Annotated in this window: 15 protein-coding genes and 1 riboswitch; of the genes, 9 read left to right on the top strand and 6 right to left on the bottom strand. The window is 70.8% G+C overall.

Annotated features, from left to right (window positions below):
- Positions 1-87 precede the first annotated feature (87 nt).
- Together frr and EDD93_RS00410 are read left to right on the top strand one after the other, a co-directional pair.
- On the top strand, positions 88-645 hold the full coding sequence (frr, locus tag EDD93_RS00415; protein ID WP_024488459.1) for a ribosome recycling factor: 558 nt from the start codon (positions 88-90) through the stop codon (positions 643-645).
- Positions 645-1730, top strand: a complete 1086-nt coding sequence (locus tag EDD93_RS00410) for a phosphatidate cytidylyltransferase (RefSeq protein WP_123523267.1) — start codon at positions 645-647, stop codon at positions 1728-1730. Before frr ends, EDD93_RS00410 begins: the two co-directional genes overlap by 1 nt.
- A 73-nt stretch (positions 1731-1803) precedes the next feature.
- On the opposite strand, the gene EDD93_RS00405 is transcribed toward EDD93_RS00410, so the two are convergent.
- Positions 1804-2331, bottom strand: a complete 528-nt coding sequence (locus EDD93_RS00405) for a hypothetical protein (protein ID WP_123523266.1) — start codon at positions 2329-2331, stop codon at positions 1804-1806.
- Between the two features lie 138 nt (positions 2332-2469).
- Here EDD93_RS00405 and rlmN point away from each other — a divergent pair, with 138 nt between their 5' ends.
- The 4 genes from rlmN to EDD93_RS00385 all read left to right on the top strand — a co-directional run bounded on the left by rlmN (position 2470) and on the right by EDD93_RS00385 (position 7659).
- Positions 2470-3576: a 23S rRNA (adenine(2503)-C(2))-methyltransferase RlmN gene (gene rlmN / locus EDD93_RS00400; RefSeq protein WP_123523265.1), complete on the top strand. Its 1107-nt coding sequence runs from the start codon at positions 2470-2472 to the stop codon at positions 3574-3576.
- A gap of 41 nt (positions 3577-3617) precedes the next feature.
- Positions 3618-3734, top strand: a riboswitch (TPP riboswitch).
- 82 nt (positions 3735-3816) lie between these two features.
- Positions 3817-4920, top strand: coding sequence for a thiamine ABC transporter substrate binding subunit (locus EDD93_RS00395; RefSeq protein ID WP_123523264.1), 1104 nt, complete (start codon positions 3817-3819; stop codon positions 4918-4920).
- Between the two features lie 86 nt (positions 4921-5006).
- On the top strand, positions 5007-6620 hold the full coding sequence (locus tag EDD93_RS00390; protein WP_123527517.1) for an iron ABC transporter permease: 1614 nt from the start codon (positions 5007-5009) through the stop codon (positions 6618-6620).
- A gap of 13 nt (positions 6621-6633) precedes the next feature.
- Complete coding sequence (locus EDD93_RS00385) at positions 6634-7659, top strand: ABC transporter ATP-binding protein (protein ID WP_123523263.1); 1026 nt, start codon at positions 6634-6636, stop codon at positions 7657-7659.
- A 63-nt stretch (positions 7660-7722) separates the two neighbouring features.
- Here the strand turns inward: EDD93_RS00385 and EDD93_RS00380 are convergent, their stop codons facing one another.
- The 5 genes from EDD93_RS00380 to EDD93_RS00360 all read right to left on the bottom strand — a co-directional run bounded on the left by EDD93_RS00380 (position 7723) and on the right by EDD93_RS00360 (position 12926).
- Positions 7723-8841 carry an LOG family protein gene (locus tag EDD93_RS00380; RefSeq protein ID WP_123523262.1) on the bottom strand — a complete coding sequence of 373 codons (1119 nt, stop codon included), beginning with the start codon at positions 8839-8841 and terminating at the stop codon, positions 7723-7725.
- Positions 8842-8896: 55 nt separating this feature from the next.
- Entirely contained in the window at positions 8897-10081 is a 1185-nt protein-coding gene (locus EDD93_RS00375; RefSeq protein ID WP_185092180.1) for a hypothetical protein, read from the bottom strand.
- On the bottom strand, positions 10063-10800 hold the full coding sequence (locus tag EDD93_RS00370; protein WP_123523261.1) for an ABC transporter ATP-binding protein: 738 nt from the start codon (positions 10798-10800) through the stop codon (positions 10063-10065). Before EDD93_RS00370 ends, EDD93_RS00375 begins: the two co-directional genes overlap by 19 nt.
- A gap of 255 nt (positions 10801-11055) precedes the next feature.
- Positions 11056-12435, bottom strand: a complete 1380-nt coding sequence (locus EDD93_RS00365; RefSeq protein WP_123523260.1) for an aspartate aminotransferase family protein — start codon at positions 12433-12435, stop codon at positions 11056-11058.
- Entirely contained in the window at positions 12420-12926 is a 507-nt protein-coding gene (locus EDD93_RS00360; RefSeq protein ID WP_073739130.1) for an Lrp/AsnC family transcriptional regulator, read from the bottom strand. The genes EDD93_RS00365 and EDD93_RS00360 overlap by 16 nt, the downstream gene beginning before the upstream one ends.
- 163 nt (positions 12927-13089) lie before the next feature.
- Here EDD93_RS00360 and EDD93_RS00355 point away from each other — a divergent pair, with 163 nt between their 5' ends.
- The 3 genes from EDD93_RS00355 (at position 13090) to EDD93_RS00345 (ending at position 18017) form a co-directional block, all read left to right on the top strand.
- Positions 13090-14529 (top strand): gamma-aminobutyraldehyde dehydrogenase, encoded by a 1440-nt coding sequence (locus EDD93_RS00355; RefSeq protein WP_123523259.1) that lies wholly within the window; start codon positions 13090-13092, stop codon positions 14527-14529.
- 268 nt (positions 14530-14797) lie between these two features.
- Positions 14798-15961 carry a spermidine/putrescine ABC transporter substrate-binding protein gene (locus EDD93_RS00350; RefSeq protein WP_123523258.1) on the top strand — a complete coding sequence of 388 codons (1164 nt, stop codon included), beginning with the start codon at positions 14798-14800 and terminating at the stop codon, positions 15959-15961.
- 292 nt (positions 15962-16253) lie between these two features.
- Positions 16254-18017 (top strand): glycosyl hydrolase family 28-related protein, encoded by a 1764-nt coding sequence (locus tag EDD93_RS00345; protein WP_123523257.1) that lies wholly within the window; start codon positions 16254-16256, stop codon positions 18015-18017.
- Positions 18018-18052 lie beyond the last annotated feature (35 nt).

The raw sequence follows: 18052 nt of genomic DNA, 5'->3' as shown, positions 1-18052 counted from the left end.
GGTCGGACACCGTGCAGGTGAGGACGCGACGCAGGACCCGCCGGGCCCGAGCACGCCGGGCCCACTCAAGACACGCAGGAGCACGTGGTGATCGAAGAAACCCTCCTCGAGGCCGAGGAGAAGATGGAGAAGGCCGTCGTGGTCGCGAAAGAGGACTTCGCCGCGATCCGCACCGGCCGTGCGCACCCGGCGATGTTCAACAAGATCGTCGCCGACTACTACGGCGCGCTGACCCCGATCAACCAGCTGGCCTCGTTCTCGGTGCCCGAGCCCCGGATGGCCGTCGTGACGCCGTTCGACAAGACGGCGCTGCGCAACATCGAGCAGGCCATCCGCGACTCCGACCTCGGCGTCAACCCGAGCAACGACGGCAATATCATCCGGGTGAACTTCCCCGACCTCACCGAAGAGCGCCGTCGCGACTACATCAAGGTCGCGAAGACCAAGGCCGAGGACTCCAAGATCTCGATCCGCGCGGTCCGCCGCAAGGCCAAGGAGACCCTTGACAAGCTGGTCAAGGACAAGGAGTCCGGCGAGGACGAGGTACGCCGCGCCGAGAAGGAGCTCGACGACACCACCGCGAAGTACGTCGCGCAGGTGGACGAGCTGCTGAAGCACAAGGAAGCCGAGCTGCTCGAAGTCTGATGAACGACTCCTCCTGGGGCGTCCCGCAGGACGCCGGCCACGGGGCCGCTCCCGAGATGTGGGCCGCTCCGGCGGGTCCTGCATACGATGTGCATAACGCCCAGCAGACTCGGCCCATGCCCATCGTGCCGGACGTTCCCGACGCAGGTAGAGACGCTGAGAGCCGTGATGACCGGGACCAGGGGGCCGCACGCCTGAGCGGCGGCCCCCTGTTCCGCGACGAGAAGCCGCAGGAGCCCATGTCCACCGCGCCGCCGCCCCCGCAGAAGAAACGCGCGGGGCGTGATCTGGGAGCCGCCATAGGGGTCGGCGTGGGCCTCGGCGCCGTCGTCGTCGCCTCACTCTTCGTCGTCAAGGCCGTCTTCGTCGGGGTGATCGTGGTCGCCGTCGTCGTGGGCCTGTGGGAGCTCACCTCCCGTCTGCAGGAGCGCAAGGGGATCAAGGCTCCGCTCGTACCCCTCGCGGTCGGTGGCGCGGCGATGGTCGTGGCCGGTTACGCGCGAGGCGCCGAGGGCGCCTGGGCCGCCATGGCGCTGACCGCCCTCGCGGTGCTCGTCTGGCGGATGACCGAACCGCCGGAGGGCTACCTCAAGGACGTCACGGCCGGCGTCTTCGCCGCGTTCTACGTACCGTTCCTGGCCACCTTCGTCGCCATGCTCCTGACGGCGGACGACGGACCGATGCGGGTGCTGACCTTCCTGCTGCTGACCGTGGTCAGCGACACCGGCGCGTACGCCGTCGGCTGGCGGTTCGGCAAGCACAAGCTCGCCCCCCGGATCAGCCCCGGAAAGACCCGCGAGGGCCTCTTCGGTGCCGTGAGCTTCGCGATGGTGGCCGGCGCGCTGTGCATGCAGTTCCTGATCGACGACGGCTCCTGGTGGCAGGGCCTGCTGCTCGGCCTCGCGGTCGCCGCCAGCGCCACCCTGGGTGACCTCGGCGAGTCCATGATCAAGCGGGACCTCGGGATCAAGGACATGGGCACGCTGCTCCCCGGACACGGCGGAATCATGGACCGGCTGGACTCCCTGCTGCCGACCGCGCCGGTGGTCTGGCTGCTGATGGTGATCTTCGTCGGCTCCGGCTGAGCGGTCGTACGCGTCGCCACGGATGAGGGCCCACCGTCTCCGGACGGTGGGCCCTCACCCGTTTCCGGTGACGTCAGACACGGTCCCGCAGGGCCGAGCGCATGTGGTGAAGGAGCCCCATCGTCCGCTTGTGCATCCACAGGACCCCGCAACAGAACGCGATCACGCCCACGGCGAAGACCACGGGGAAGGCCAGTGAGCCGGTGGTGGCCCCGAGGACCAGCATGCCCACCGCGATCAGGCCCATCAGGCCCAGCCAGTAGGGCAGCCACCGGCTGCCCCGCTCCATCTTCCCGAGCTGGTCCTCGACCAGCCGCCCCATGAGCGCCCGCTCCTCCGGGTCCTCGGGCACCTCGCGGTGCCGGATCCTGCGGCTGAGGTCGTCGACCGTGCCGGGCCGCGCGCCGGTCGCCCGGCTGGTCCTGCGGCGCTGGTACGCCACGACCCCGATGATCACGGCGGTGTAGAGCAGGCTCTGGACCGCCCATAAGGCCGGATGATCGTCCCGGCGGAACACGGCTCCGAAGCCCAGTCCCAGCACGAAGAGCACCAGGGCCTGTGCGGGCAGGCTGTGACTGAACCAGCGCTTCACGGTGTGCACGACTGATACCTCCTGCGTGGTCGGCGGGCCGTCCCTCTTCCTCCGGATACCCCGTCCGGCCCCGCTCAGCGCTGCTCCGCCGGGCCCCGTCGGCGGGGGGCGGGGGCACCGCCGCGGGTCTGCGACACTGGAAGAACCATGCCTAAGCCCGGAGAACTCACTTTCGTCGCGCCCCGCGGAGCCAAGAAGCCGCCGCGGCACCTCGCTGACCTCACGCCCGCCGAGCGCAAGGAAGCCGTCGCCGCGACCGGCGAGAAGCCCTTCCGCGCCCAGCAGCTCTCGCAGCACTACTTCGCGCGGTACGCGCACGACCCGTCGGAGTGGACCAACATCCCGGCCGGGTCGCGGGACAAGCTCGCGGAGGCGCTGTTCCCCGAGCTGATGTCCGTGGTCCGCCACATCAGCTGCGACGACGACACCACCCGCAAGACGCTGTGGAAGCTGCACGACGGGACGCTCGTCGAGTCCGTCCTGATGCGCTACCCCGAGCGCGTCACGATGTGCATCTCCTCGCAGGCCGGCTGCGGGATGAACTGCCCGTTCTGCGCCACCGGACAGGCCGGTCTCGACCGCAACCTCTCCACCGCGGAGATCGTCCACCAGATCGTGGACGGCATGCGGGCGCTGCGCGACGGCGAGGTCCCCGGGGGTCCGGCGCGGCTCTCCAACATCGTCTTCATGGGCATGGGCGAGCCGCTCGCCAACTACAACCGGGTGGTCGGCTCCATCCGCCGGCTGACCGACCCCGAGCCCGACGGGCTGGGGCTGTCGCAGCGCGGGATCACCGTCTCGACCGTCGGCCTGGTGCCGGCGATGCTGCGCTTCGCGGACGAGGGCTTCAAGTGCCGTCTCGCCGTCTCGCTGCACGCCCCGGACGACGAGCTGCGCGACACCCTCGTCCCCGTGAACACCCGGTGGAAGGTGCGCGAGGTGCTGGACGCGGCCTGGGAGTACGCGGAGAAGTCCGGTCGCCGCATCTCCATCGAGTACGCGCTGATCCGTGACATCAACGACCAGGCCTGGCGCGGTGACCGGCTCGGCCGGCTCCTCAAGGGCAAGCGGGTCCACGTCAACCTGATCCCGCTGAACCCGACGCCGGGCTCGAAGTGGACCGCCTCGCGGCCCGAGGACGAGAAGGCGTTCGTCGAGGCCATCGCCGCCCACGGGGTGCCGGTGACCGTGCGGGACACCCGCGGCCAGGAGATCGACGGAGCCTGCGGGCAGCTCGCGGCGTCCGAGCGCTGAGGCCGGAACCAGCCGTGTAGCCTGGGCGTGAATTCAACTTCATATTCCGACAGGGGAGCGCCACAGCGCTGAGAGTGCGGCACCGAGGACAGGTTGGCCGCAGACCCTCTGAACCTCGCCCGGGTCATTCCGGGTAGGAAGTTCGGACCTTACTCAAGCTGTTGCGCCCTGCCCGCTTCCGGTTCTCCGCCGGCGCGGGCAGGGCCGCGTCTCTTCCTGGTCACCCCCAGGAGGAATCACATGAGCACCACCAAGAAGCTCGCGGTGACCGCCGTCGCCGCGGCGATCGGCGCGACCGCGCTCGCCGGCTGCGGGAGCTCCGACGACTCGGGGTCCGGTTCCGGCGGCACCAAGGGCTCCGGCTCCAAGACCGTCACGCTCGTCAGCCACGACTCCTTCAACGCGTCCAAGGGCGTGCTGAAGGAGTTCACCCGGGAGACCGGCTACACGGTCAAGGTGCTGAAGAGCGGTGACGCCGGCGCCGCCCTCAACCAGGAGATCCTGACCAAGGGCTCACCGCGCGGCGACGTGTTCTTCGGCGTCGACAACACCCTGCTGTCCCGCGCACTCGACAACGGCCTCTTCACGCCGTACGCCGCCAAGGGCCTCGGCCAGGTCGCGTCCGACGTCCAGCTGGACGCCGCGAAGCACCGGGTCACCCCGGTCGACACCGGCGACATCTGCGTCAACTACGACAAGAAGTACTTCGCGGACAAGAAGCTCGCACCGCCGAAGTCCTTCGACGACCTGGCGAAGCCCGCGTACAAGAACCTCCTCGTCACCGAGAACGCCGCGACCTCGTCGCCCGGCCTCGGCTTCCTCCTCGGCAGCATCGCCACCTACGGCCAGGACGGCTACCAGGACTACTGGAAGAAGCTGAAGGACAACGGCGTCAAGGTCGTCGACGGCTGGGAGCAGGCGTACAACGAGGCGTTCTCCGGCTCGGCCGGCGGCAAGAAGGCCAAGGCCGACCGGCCGCTCGTCGTCAGCTACGCCTCCAGCCCGCCCGTCGAGGTGCTGTACGCGGACCCGCAGCCCAAGACCGCCCCGACCGGGGTCGCCACCGCGACGTGCTTCCGGCAGATCGAGTTCGCCGGTCTGCTCGACGGCGCGAAGAACGAGGCGGGCGGCAAGGCCCTGCTGGACTTCCTGATCAGCAAGAAGTTCCAGGAGGACATGCCGCTCAACATGTTCGTCAGCCCGGTCACCAAGGGCGCGAAGGTGCCGGAACTCTTCACCAGGTTCGGGACCACCGCGGACAAGCCGGCGACCGTCGCCCCCGACACGATCGCCAAGAACCGTGAGCAGTGGGTCCAGTCATGGTCCTCGCTCGTAGTGAAGTAGCGAAGCCTCCCGTACGCGGACCGGGCGCGCGCGGGAAGGCCGCGCGCACCCGGTCGCGGCGCGGGAGCGCGGTGCGGCTCGGTCTGATGGCCGTGCCCGTCGCCTTCTTCGCGGTGTTCTTCGCCTACCCCGTCGTCGCGATCGTGGGACGCGGGCTCAAGGACGGCGGCGTCTGGCAGTTCGGCCGGATCGGCGAGGTGCTGAGCCGGCCGGACATCCGCGAGGTCCTCTGGTTCACGCTCTGGCAGGCGCTCGCCTCGACCGCGCTGACCCTGCTGATCGCCCTGCCGGGCGCCTACGTGTTCGCCCGGTTCGACTTCCCGGGCAAGCAGTTGCTGCGCGCGGTCGTCACGGTGCCGTTCGTGCTGCCGACCGTCGTCGTGGGCACCGCGTTCCTGGCGTTGCTGGGGCGCGGGGGTTTCCTCGACGACCTGTGGGGCGTCCGGCTCGACACCACGGTGTGGGCGATCCTGCTGGCCCATGTCTTCTTCAACTACGCGGTCGTCGTGCGCACCGTCGGCGGGCTGTGGTCGCAGCTGGACCCCCGGCAGGAGGAGGCGGCGCGGGTCCTGGGCGCCGGACGGTTCGCCGCCTGGCGGCGGGTGACGCTTCCGGCGCTCGCTCCCGCCGTGGCCGCGGCCGCGCTGATGGTCTTCCTCTTCACCTTCACCTCCTTCGGCGTCGTCCAGATCCTCGGCGGCCCCGGATTCTCCACGCTGGAGGTGGAGATCTACCGCCAGACCGCGCAGTTGCTCGCCCTGCCCACGGCAGCGGTGCTCACGCTCGTGCAGTTCGCCGCAGTCGGCGCGATCCTCGCCGTGCACGCCTGGACCGTACGGCGCAGGGAGACCGCGCTGAAGCTCGTCGACCCGGCGCAGACCGCCCGCCGACCGCGCGGCGCGGGCCAATGGGCGCTGCTCACAGGCGTTCTGCTGACCGTGCTGGTGCTGATCCTGCTGCCGCTCGCCATCCTGGTGGAGCGCTCGCTCGACCTGCCCGGCGGTCACGGCCTCGGCTACTACCGGGCGCTGGGCTCGGCGGCGGCGAACAGCGGTACGTTCCTGGTCGCGCCCATCGAGGCGATCTGGAACTCGCTGCGGTACGCCCTGGTCGCGACCGCCATCGCGCTGGTCGTCGGGGGCCTGGCCGCGGCGGCGCTGACCAGGCGGGCCGGGCGGCTGGTCAGGGGTTTCGACGCGCTCCTGATGCTCCCGCTCGGGGTCTCCGCCGTCACCGTCGGCTTCGGCTTCTTGATCACCCTGGACAAGCCGCCGCTGGACCTGCGGACCTCCTGGATCCTGGTGCCGCTCGCCCAGGCGCTGGTCGGGGTGCCGTTCGTCGTACGGACCATGCTGCCGGTCCTGCGCGCGGTGGACGGGCGGCTGCGCGAGGCGGCCGCGGTGCTCGGCGCCTCACCGCTGCGGGCCTGGCGCGAGGTGGACCTGCCGCTGGTGCGCCGGGCGCTGCTGGTGGCGGCGGGCTTCGCGTTCGCCGTGTCGCTGGGGGAGTTCGGCGCCACGGTGTTCATCGCGCGGCCCGACAACCCGACGCTGCCGGTGGCCGTGGCCCGGCTGCTGGGGCGCTCCGGGGATCTCAACTACGGCCAGGCGATGGCCCTCAGCACCATTCTGATGCTCGTGTGCGCGGTGTCCCTGCTGCTGCTCGAACGCATCCGCACCGACCGATCCGGCGAGTTCTAAGGATGCCGACACGATGCTGACACTCGAATCGGCCACGGTGCGCTTCGGCGACCGGGCGGTGCTGGACGCGGTCGACCTGGAGGTCGCCGACCACGAGATCGTCTGTGTGCTGGGCCCGAGCGGCAGCGGGAAGTCGACGCTGCTGCGGGTGGTGGCCGGTCTCCAGCAGCCGGACGGCGGGCGGGTACTGCTCGACGGGGCGGACCAGGCCGGGGTACCGGTGCACCGGCGCGGGCTCGGCCTGATGTTCCAGGACCACCAGCTGTTCCCGCACCGGGACGTCGGCGCCAACGTCGCCTTCGGGCTGCGGATGCGCGGCGTGGGCCGGAGCGAGCGGGACGGCAAGGTCGCCGGGCTCCTCGACCTGGTGGGGCTGCCCGGCGCCGAGCGGCGGGCCGTCGCCGCGCTCTCCGGCGGCGAGCAGCAGCGCGTCGCCCTGGCCCGCGCGCTCGCGCCCCGGCCCAGGCTGCTGATGCTGGACGAGCCGCTCGGCCAGCTGGACCGCAGTCTGCGCGAACGCCTCGTCGTCGAACTGCGCACGCTCTTCGCCCGCTTGGGCACCACCGTGCTCGCCGTCACCCACGACCAGGGCGAGGCCTTCGCGCTGGCCGACCGCGTCGTCGTGATGCGCGACGGGCGCATCGCCCAGGTGGGCACCCCGCTGGAGGTCTGGCAGCACCCCGCGTCGGCCTTCGTCGCCCGCTTCCTCGGCTTCGACAACGTGGTGGAGGCGACCGTCACCGGTGAGGCCGCCGACACGGACTGGGGCAAGGTGCCGGTGCCCGCCGGTTCACCGCAGGGCGCCTGCGACCTGCTGGTGCGTCCGGCCGGAGTCCGGATCGGCGCCCCGGAGGACGGCCTGCGCTGCACGGTGGCCGCCCGCACCTTCCGGGGCAACCACGTTGCCGTGACCCTGCGTCCCGAGCACGGACCGGCGCTGGACGCCGAGTGCCCGCTGCGCGGCACACCGGAGGAGGGCGCGGTCGTCGGCGTCACCTTCGACGCGGCGGAGAGCGTCGTACTGCCCGCTGTGTTCTGACAACAGGGGCCCGTGTGTGTTCTGACAACTGGGCCCCGTATCCACGACGCCCCGGCCCGGCCGCTACGCCGACAGCCGCGCCAGCGCCCCGGGCGCTTCCTCCACCGTGTCCACCAGCGCGATACGGGCCGCCATCGGCCGGTCCGCGGCGAGCGCCCGCAGCAGGGGCCAGGCGGGCAGTTCGCGGGTCCAGTGGTCCCGGCCCACCAGCACCATCGGGGCGGGGTCGCCGCGTGAGCCGTAGTAGTTCGGGGTGGCGCTGTCGAAGATCTCCTGGACGGTGCCGGCCGCGCCGGGCAGGAAGATCACGCCCGCCGTCGAGCGGGCCAGCAGCCCGTCCTCGCGCAGGGCGTTGGCGAAGTACTTCGCGATGTGGCCGGCGAACGGGTTCGGCGGCTCGTGCCCGTAGAACCAGGTGGGGATCGACACCGAGCCGCCGCCGTCCGGCCACCGCTCCCGCACGGCGAACGCCGCCAGTGCCCAGTCGGAGACGGAGGGGGTGAACGAGGGTACGGCGGCCAGGAGTCGGCAGGCCTCGTCCAGCATCGGGTCGGGGTGCGGGGCCGCGTAGGCGCCGAGGTTCGCCGCCTCCATCGCGCCCGGTCCGCCGCCGGTGGCGACCGTGAGACCGCTGCGGGCCAGGGTCCGGCCGAGGCGGGCCGCGCCCGCGTAGGAGTCGCTGCCCCGGGCCGTCGCGTGGCCGCCCATCACGCCGACCACCCGCGCCCCGGCCAGGAGTTCCTCCAGGGCGTCGGAGACCGCGTCGTCGTGGAGTGCGCGGAGCATCGACGCGAACGCGTCACCGTTGGACCGCGTCGCCCGGAACCAGCGGTAGGCGCGGGCGTCCGGCGTCTCCTCGTAACCGCCCTTCGCCAGCCCGTCGTAGAGCGCGTCGGGGGAGTAGAGCAGGCCGCGGTAGGGGTCGAAGGGGAGGCCCGGCACCGGCGGGAAGACGAACGCCCCGTCGGCCCGTACCTTCTCCGCCGCGTCGGGCGTCATCGGACAGCCGAGGAAGACGGCGCCCGAGGTGTCGGCGGCGAGCAGGGCGGCGCCGCGCTCCGTCAGGTCGACGGACTGGACGCGGCGCCCGGCCAGTGAGCCGGCGGCGGCCGCCGCGTCGAATTCGGCGAGCGACTCGATCTCGCCGCCGGGTGCGGGAATGCTCTCGTCCGGGGTCTCCACGCCCTCATGCTACGGACCGGCCCCCGGCCCGCCCCGGCGGCGTCCGCCCGGCCGCTCAGGCGGTCAGCGGCAGGGCGGCCAGCTCGGCGACAGCCCAGGTCAGCGGGGCGAAGACCAGGAGCAGCACGGCCGCGCGCAGCGCGGTGGCGGCCCGCAGCGCCGAGGCCGGTGCGCCGAGCCGCAGCAGGGCCCGCGCCGTCTCCGCGCGGGCCTGCCTCGCCTCCAGCGCGGACGTCAGCAGCGTCGCCGTTGTGCAGCCGATGACGAGTACGGCGCCGAGCGCGGTGAGCGGTCCGAAGGGCCGGGGGCCCGTCCCGTACAGGGCGAACGCGGCGACGACCGCCGAGAGCACCGCGCAGACGACGCCGAGCGGCCGGCCGATCCGGCGCGCCTCGTCCATCAGCACCCGGCCGGCCAGCAGCCGTACCGCTCCGGGGCGCACCGCCTGGAGCAGCCGTCCGGCGAGATGGGTCAGGCCGGGGCCGGCCGTGGCGAGGCCGATCGCCGTCAGCGTCCAGCCCACCAGGACCCAGGCCGGGGTGGAGTCGAGCTTTCCGGGGAGCGGGAAGGGGCTGCCGGACGAGCCGCGGCTCGCGTACGCCTCGACCGCGAGGCCGGCCGCGGTCAGGGCGACGCCCCAGGGCAGTCCGGACGGCGGGGCGGCCGGAGCGGGCACCTGTTCCTCGGGCAGCAGGTCCTGCGAGCCGTCCTGCACGCCCGCCGCCCGCACCGGGCTGGTGCGCAGCGCCAGCGCGCTCGCCGTCGCAGCCGCCGCGGGGACCAGGGTCAGCAGGACCAGGACGGCGGCGAGCGGCAGCGGTGCCTGGGCGTCCAGCAGCCCGGCCGCCGCACCGTCGAACGGCAGCCCGGACAGGTCGCCGCGCAGGTGGAGGAAGAAGAGCAGCGCCACCATGGAACCGAGGGTGCACGAGACGGCGGTGGAGACGGCGGCGAGCACGCTGAGCCGGACCGGGCCGAGGCCGACGGCGGACAGTCCGGCGCGCGGGCGGGTGCTCGGGTCCGTACGGGCCACCGCGACCGCGAACTGCACGGTGGCGGCCAGCGGCACGAGGCACCACAGCAGCCGCAGCACGGAGCCCGCGGAGTGCGCCGGGTGCCCGGAGGCGTAGCCCAGGGTGCACAGCAGGAGGAAGCCGACCCCGGCGGAGGCGGCCGCGACCATCAGCCGCCGCACCAGGACCAGTGGATGGGAACCGCGGGCTAGACGGAGAGCGAGCACGCCGCGCGGCCCTCCGTGTCGGTCCCGGCGGCCGGCTTGACCGTGGCGACCCGGCGCCCGTCCAGCAGCGGCACCGCACGGTCCGCGAGGGCGGCGATCTCCGCGTCGTGCGTGGCGAGGACCACCGTGATGCCGTGCGAGCGGGCCGCGCTGGTCAGGGTGCGCAGTACGTGGGTGCGGTCGGTGCGGTGCAGGGTCGCGGTGGGCTCGTCGGCGAAGATCACGGCGGGGGCGGTGGCCAGCGCGCGGGCCACCGAGATCCGCTGCCGCTGGCTCTGCTGCAGGGTGTGCGGCCGCTTCCTGGCGCACATGCCGATGTCGAGGCGCTCCAGCCACTCCATGGCGGCCTTCTTGGCCTCCCGGTGCGAGGCGCCGCGCAGCAGCAGCGGAAGGGCGGTGTTCTCCCAGGTGGTCAGCTCCGGGACGAGTTGCGGCTCGGGGGCGATCCAGCCGAACTTGTCGCGCCGCAGCCGTTCGCGCAGCCGGGGTCCCATGGTGTGGACGGGGACGCTGTTGAACCACACCTCGCCCTCGTTGGGCACCAGTTGGCCGGACAGGCAGTGCAGCAGGGTCGTCTTGCCGCTGCCGCGCGGGCCGGTCACGGCGAGGATCTCGCCGTCGCGGATCCCCAGGGACACCCCGCCGAGCGCGGGTGAGCCGTTGTGGGAGTGGTGCAGGGAGCGCGCCCAGATCACGTCGTTGTCCGGCGGGGCCACCATGGCGTACACCTCGGTTCAGATCAGATATCCCGTTCCCCCGTACGGGGGAACGAAGAGGGGGCCGATCGGTCACTCGGCACCGTAAGGATTCGGACCGCGGTGTGCGCACAGCACGCGGCCCGGGTGCGCCTCTTCCCACTCGACTGGGCGCATCCGGGCCGTGTGGACCGTATGAAATGACCGCTGGAGGACCGTCCGTGGAGGGTCAAGCTGTGGTCAAGCCGGGCTCGCTCGATCAGCCGATCGAGCGATCGGTCAGAGCTTCGTCCAGGCCTCCGTCAGGACGGACCGCAGGATGGACTCGATCTCGTCGAACGTGGACTGGTCCGAGATCAGCGGCGGCGCGAGCTGGACGACCGGGTCACCCCGGTCGTCGGCCCGGCAGTAGAGACCGCTGTCGTACAGCGCCTTGGAGAGGAAGCCGTACAGGACGCGCTCGGTCTCCTCGTCGGTGAACGTCTCCTTGGTGGCCTTGTCCTTGACCAGCTCGATGCCGTAGAAGAAGCCGTTGCCCCGGACGTCACCGACGATCGGCAGGTCGTGCAGCTTCTGCAGCGTGGTGAAGAAGGCGTTCTCGTTGTCGAGGACGTGCTGGTTGAGGCCTTCCTTCTCGAAGATGTCGAGGTTGGCGAGGCCGACCGCCGCGGAGACCGGGTGGCCGCCGAAGGTGTAGCCGTGCAGGAAGGTGTTGTCGCCCTCGTAGAACGGCTCGGCGAGCTTGTCCGAGATGATGCAGGCGCCGATCGGGGAGTAGCCCGACGTCATGCCCTTGGCGCAGGTGATCATGTCCGGTACGTAGCCGAACTTGTCGCACGCGAACATCGTGCCGAGCCGGCCGAAGGCGCAGATGACCTCGTCGGAGACGAGCAGCACGTCGTACTGGTCGCAGATCTCGCGGACCCGCTGGAAGTAGCCGGGCGGCGGCGGGAAGCAGCCGCCGGCGTTCTGCACCGGCTCCAGGAAGACCGCGGCGACGGTCTCGGGGCCCTCGAAGAGGATCTCCTGCTCGATCTGGTCGGCGGCCCAGCGGCCGAAGGCCTCCGGGTCGTCGCCGAAGAGCGGGGCGCGGTAGATGTTGGTGTTCGGCACCTTGTGCGCGCCGGGCACCAGCGGCTCGAACGGGGCCTTGAGGGCGGGGAGTCCGGTGATGGACAGGGCGCCCTGCGGGGTGCCGTGGTAGGCGACCGCGCGCGAGATGACCTTGTACTTGGTCGGCTTGCCCTTGAGCTTGAAGTACTGCTTCGCCAGCTTCCACGCGGTCTCGACGGCCTCGCCGCCACCGGTGGTGAAGAAGACCTTGTTGAGGTCGCCCGGGGCGTAGTCGGCGAGGCGCTCGGCCAGTTCGACGGCCTTGGGGTGGGCGTAGGACCACACCGGGAAGAAGGCCAGCTCCTGCGCCTGCTTGTACGCGGCCTCGGCGAGCTCGCGGCGGCCGTGGCCGGCGTTGACCACGAACAGGCCGGACAGGCCGTCGAGGTAGCGCTTGCCCTGGTCGTCGAAGATGTAGGTGCCCTCGCCACGCACGATGGTGGGAACGCTTGCGTTCTCGTAGTCCGACATGCGGGTGAAGTGCATCCACAGGTGGTCGTACGCGGTCCGGCTGAGGTCCTTGCTCACGGCTATCGGGTTCCCCACATATAGGTCTGCTTCTTGAGCTTGAGGTAGACGAAGCTCTCGGTGGAGCGCACTCCGGGAATGGCCCGGATGCGTTTGCTGATCGTCTCCAGCAGGTGGTCGTCGTCCTCGCAGACGATCTCCACCATCAGGTCGAAGGAGCCCGCGGTCATCACCACGTACTCGCACTCGGCCATGGCCGACAGGGCCTCCGCGACGGGATCGAGGTCGCCCTCGACGTTGATCCCGACCATCGCCTGCCGTCTGAATCCCACGGTGAGCGGATCGGTGACGGCGACGATCTGCATCACGCCCTGGTCGAGCAGCTTCTGGACGCGCTGTCGCACGGCCGCCTCGGAGAGGCCGACGGCCTTGCCGATCGCGGCGTACGGACGACGCCCGTCCTCCTGGAGCTGCTCGATGATTGCGAGGGACACGGCATCGACGGTTGAGGACGATCCGTTCCCGGTCCTGGAGTCTGCGCTGCGACTGGCCACGGAGCCACTGTGCACCGGGACTCGTCTGTCTTGCAACCCTCGATCGATGAAATTCGTTGTTGCGGGACCTGAATCTCACCGAATCCGAAGTTCACGGCGGTTGGGTATGTCGAAAGCGTTACCCGAGCGACTACGCTGGGCGTCTCACCCATTGGACTTCAGAGCAGGAGGGCCGGCTGTGACCACCGAGGTGCGCCGTCTGCGCAACTACATCAACGGAGAGTTCCGCGACGCCGCCGACGGGCGGACCATCGACGTGGTCAACCCGGTGACGGAAGAGGTCTACGCGACGTCCCCGCTCTCCGGCGGCGCCGACGTCGACGCCGCCATGGAAGCCGCCGCCGCGGCCTTCCCCGCCTGGCGCGACGCCACTCCCGCCGAGCGCCAGCGCGCTCTGCTGAAGATCGCGGACGCCTTCGAGGAGCGCGCCGAGGACCTCATCGCGGCCGAGTCCGAGAACACCGGCAAGCCGGTCGGGCTCACCCGGACCGAGGAACTCCCCCCGATGGTCGACCAGATCCGCTTCTTCGCGGGCGCCGCCCGGCTGCTTGAGGGCCGCTCGGCCGGCGAGTACATGGAGGGGCTCACCTCCATCGTCCGCCGCGAGCCGGTCGGGGTCTGCGCCCAGGTCGCGCCGTGGAACTACCCGATGATGATGGCCGTCTGGAAGTTCGCCCCGGCGCTCGCCGCGGGCAACACCGTGGTGATCAAGCCGTCCGACACCACACCGGCGTCCACCGTGCTGATGGCCGAGATCATCGGGCAGATCCTGCCCAAGGGCGTCTTCAACGTCATCTGCGGCGACCGGGACACCGGCCGCGCGATGGTGGAGCACCGGACCCCCGCGATGGCCTCCATCACCGGTTCGGTCCGGGCCGGCATGCAGGTCGCCGAGTCCGCCGCGAAGGACGTCAAGCGGGTCCACCTGGAGCTCGGCGGCAAGGCGCCCGTCGTCGTCTTCGAGGACACCGACATCGCCAAGGCCGTCGAGGACATCTCGGTCGCCGGCTACTTCAACGCGGGCCAGGACTGCACGGCCGCCACCCGCGTACTGGTCCACGAGTCCATCCACGACGAGTTCGTCACCGCGCTGGCCAAGGCGGCGGCCGACACGAAGACCGGGCAGCCGGACGACGAGGACGTGCTCTACGGCCCGCTCAACAACGCCAACCAGCTCGCCCAGGTCAGCGGCTTCATCGAGCGCCTCCCGGCCCACGCCAGGGTCGAGGCGGGCGGCCACCGCGTCGGCGAGAAGGGCTACTTCTACGCCCCGACCGTCGTCTCCGGCCTGAAGCAGGACGACGAGATCATCCAGCACGAGGTCTTCGGCCCGGTCATCACCGTCCAGTCGTTCCGGGACGAGGCGCAGGCGCTGGAGTGGGCCAACGGCGTGGAGTACGCCCTGGCCTCCTCGGTGTGGACCAAGGACCACGCCCGTGCCATGCGGATGTCCAAGAACCTCGACTTCGGCTGCGTGTGGATCAACACCCACATCCCGCTCGTCGCCGAGATGCCGCACGGCGGGTTCAAGAAGTCCGGCTACGGCAAGGACCTCTCCGCGTACGGCTTCGAGGACTACACCCGGATCAAGCACGTCATGACCTCGCTCGACGGCTGACCGCCGCTCGAACGGTACCGATACGGCCCCCGGGCGCACTGTGCGAGTGCCCGGGGGCCGTATCCGTGCCCCCCGGGACCGGATCAGCACTGCCGAGGCGCCGTATCCGTGCTCCGGAGCGCCCGACGCGGCCGTGGGTCCGGCCGCTGCCGCCCCCGGCCTCGACAGGGTGTGCGCGGCGGGCGGCCACCGCTGGACGGTTGGTCCATTGCCCGGCGCACCCGCCGACCGGCATCCTGCGCAGGTGCGAGCGATCCCGAAGAACCCCATGTCCCGCCGGTCCGTGCTCCGCGCCCTCGGGGCGGGGGCGGCCGGTGCCACGCTGGCCGGCTGCGGAGTGCCCGCCGCCTACGTGAAGCCCGGCGACCGGGCCGGGCGCGACTCCTCCGCCAGTGACCACACCCTGCACTTCGCCAACTGGCCGCTCTACATCGACACCGACGACGAGAACCAGTCGAAGCGGCCCACCCTGGACGCGTTCAGCAAGCGCACCGGGATCTCCGTCACGTACACCGAGGAGATCAACGACAACGACGAGTTCTTCGGGAAGATCAGCCCCGCGCTGATGAACCACCAGCAGACCGGGCGCGACCTCGTCGTCATCAGCGACTGGATGGCCGCCCGCTTCGTCCGGCTCGGCTGGGTCCAGGAGATGGACCGCGCCAAGCAGCCCAACGTGGCCAAGTACCTCGATCCGCAGCTGCGCTCGCCCGCCTTCGACAAGGGCCGCACCCACAGCGTGCCCTGGCAGTCCGGGATCACCGGCATCGCGTACAACCGCAAGAAGCTGGGCCGCGAGATCAAGCACCTGAGCGACCTGTGGGCGCACGACCTGCGCGGCAAGGTGACGCTGCTGTCCGGGCTCGACGAGTCCTTCGCGCTGCTGATGCAGGGCAACGGCGTCGACATCACCCGCTGGAAGCGCGACGACTTCTACGACATCTGCGAGCAGGTGGAGAAGCTGGTGAAGACCAAGCACATCCGCCGTTTCACCGGCAACGACTACATCAAGGACCTCTCCACCGGCGATGTGCTCGCCTGCCAGGCCTACTCCGGCGACGTCATCCAGCTCCAGGCGGACAACCCCGAGATCGAGTTCGTCGTGCCGCAGGAGGGGGCCGAGCTCTGGGCGGAGTCGCTCATGATCCCCAATCTCGCCCACCACAAGCGCAACGCCGAGAAGCTCGTCGACTACTACTACGAGCCCGAGGTCGCCGCCGAACTGGCGGCCTGGGTCAACTACGTCTGCCCGGTCCCGGCCGCCCGCGAGGTGCTGGCCTCCTCCAAGGACGAGGAGACCGCCGCACTCGCCGAGGATCCGCTGATCTTCCCCGACGACGCCATGCGCAAGCGGCTCGCCATCGCCCGCGACATCACCTCCGAGGAGCGCACCGAGTTCGCCAAGAAGTGGAACTCCATAGTCGGGTTGTGAGGTATCGCCCCGCTTGGCTGTGACCAGGGCTTTCGATAGGTACTGAGCACGAGGAACCGGCACCACGCGGAATGCGCGTGGTGCCGGTTCCTCGTGCTGCGGCCCGGCGCGCGACGCGTTCCGCACACCCGACACCTGGGCACCAGTTGGTTGTTTCGCTTCGCTGTCAATAAATTGCGATACCTACGCGACATCTTGTGCTCATGTGTTCGTGATGCTTGAGTGTCAGGCGCTTCCCTCGCCCCCCACCTCCCCCACCGGGAAGCACCAGTCACAGCAGGAATGGAGTGTCATGCGCACGTCATCCCCCACGCGCAGTTCGTACGTCCTCGCCGTAGCCGTCGCCCTCGTGGGCACCGTCATCGGCGTCACAGGCCAGGCCTCCGCCCAGCGGGCCCCCGAGCCGGCAGCGGTAGCCGCCGGCGCCACCCTCCCGTTCAGCTCCACCGAGGCGGAGTCCGCCACCACCACCGGCCAGAAGATCGGGCCCGACCACACCCAGGGCACCCTCGCCTCCGAGGCCTCGGGCCGGCAGGCGGTGCGCCTGAGCAGCGGGCAGAGCGTCGAGTTCACCCTCGGCGCGGCCGCCGACGCGGTGAACGTCGCCTACAACGTGCCCGACGGGCAGAGCGGTTCACTCGCCGTCTACGTCAACGGCACGAAGCTCGACGCGTCGCTGGCCGTCACCTCCAAGTACAGCTACGTCGACACACCCTGGATCGCCGGCGCCAAGACCCACCACCTCTTCGACAACGCCCGCCTGCTGCTCGGCCGCGACCTCCGGGCGGGCGACAAGGTGAAGCTGGAGGCCGCCGCCACCGAGGTCACCGTCGACGTCGCCGACTTCGAACAGGTCGACGGGCCCGCCGCCGAGCCGTCCGGCGCGGTCTCCGTCGTCGACAAGGGCGCCGACGCCACCGGGCAGCAGGACTCCACGCAGGCCTTCCGCGACGCGATCACCGAGGCGAAGGCGGCCGGCGGCACGGTGTGGGTCCCGGCGGGCGACTTCAGGCTGGACTCCGAGCTGAGCGGCGTCGAGAACGTGACGATCCAGGGCGCGGGCAGCTGGCACTCGGTCGTGCACGCCTCGCGGTTCATCAACCAGAGCGGCTCCGCCGGCAAGGTCACCATCAAGGACTTCGCGGTGATCGGAGAGGTCACCGAGCGGGTCGACAGCAACCCGGACAACTTCGTCAACGGCTCCCTCGGCCCGGACTCCCGGGTCAGCGGCATGTGGCTGCAGCACCTCAAGGTCGGCCTCTGGCTGACCGGCAACAACGACAACCTGGTCGTCGAGAACAACCGCATCCTCGACACCACCGCGGACGGCCTGAACCTCAACGGCAGCGCTCACGGCGTGCAGGTGCGCGACAACTTCCTGCGCAACCAGGGCGACGACTCGCTCGCCATGTGGTCGCTGAACGCCGCCGACACCGGCTCCACCTTCGCGAACAACACCATCTCCCAGCCCAACCTGGCGAACGGCATCGCCATCTACGGCGGCAGCGACATCACCGTCAAGGACAACCTGATCAGCGACACCAACGCGCTGGGCAGCGGCATCGCCATCTCCAACCAGAAGTTCGCCGACCCGTTCTTCCCCCTCGGCGGCACCATCACCGTCGCAGGGAACACCCTCGTACGCACCGGGGCCATCAACCCCAACTGGGGCCACCCGATGGGCGCGCTGCGCGTGGACGCGTACGACAGCGCCATCGAGGCGAACGTGAACATCACCGACACCACCATCAAGGACAGCCCCTACAGCGCCTACGAGTTCGTCTCGGGCGGCGGCACCGGCAAGGACGTCAAGAACGTCACGGTCGACGGGTCGGCCGTCGACGGGGTCGGCACGGTCGTCGTGCAGGCCGAGACGCCCGGCGCCGTGACGATGTCGAACGTCACCGCCACCGACCCGGGCGCGGCAGGCGTCTACAACTGCCCCTACCCCGAGGGCTCGGGCACCTTCACGCTCACCGACGGCGGCGGCAACACCGGCTGGGACACCACCTGGGACGACTGCACCGCCTGGCCCGAGCCGGGCAGCGGCAAGTAGCCCGGATCCGTACCCACGCCCCATCCCCCCACATC

This window comes from Streptomyces sp. 840.1 (genome assembly GCF_003751445.1).
GTDB lineage: Bacteria > Actinomycetota > Actinomycetes > Streptomycetales > Streptomycetaceae > Streptomyces.
Note: the sequence above shows the minus strand (reverse complement) of the source record. Positions and strands in the feature narration are given on the sequence as shown.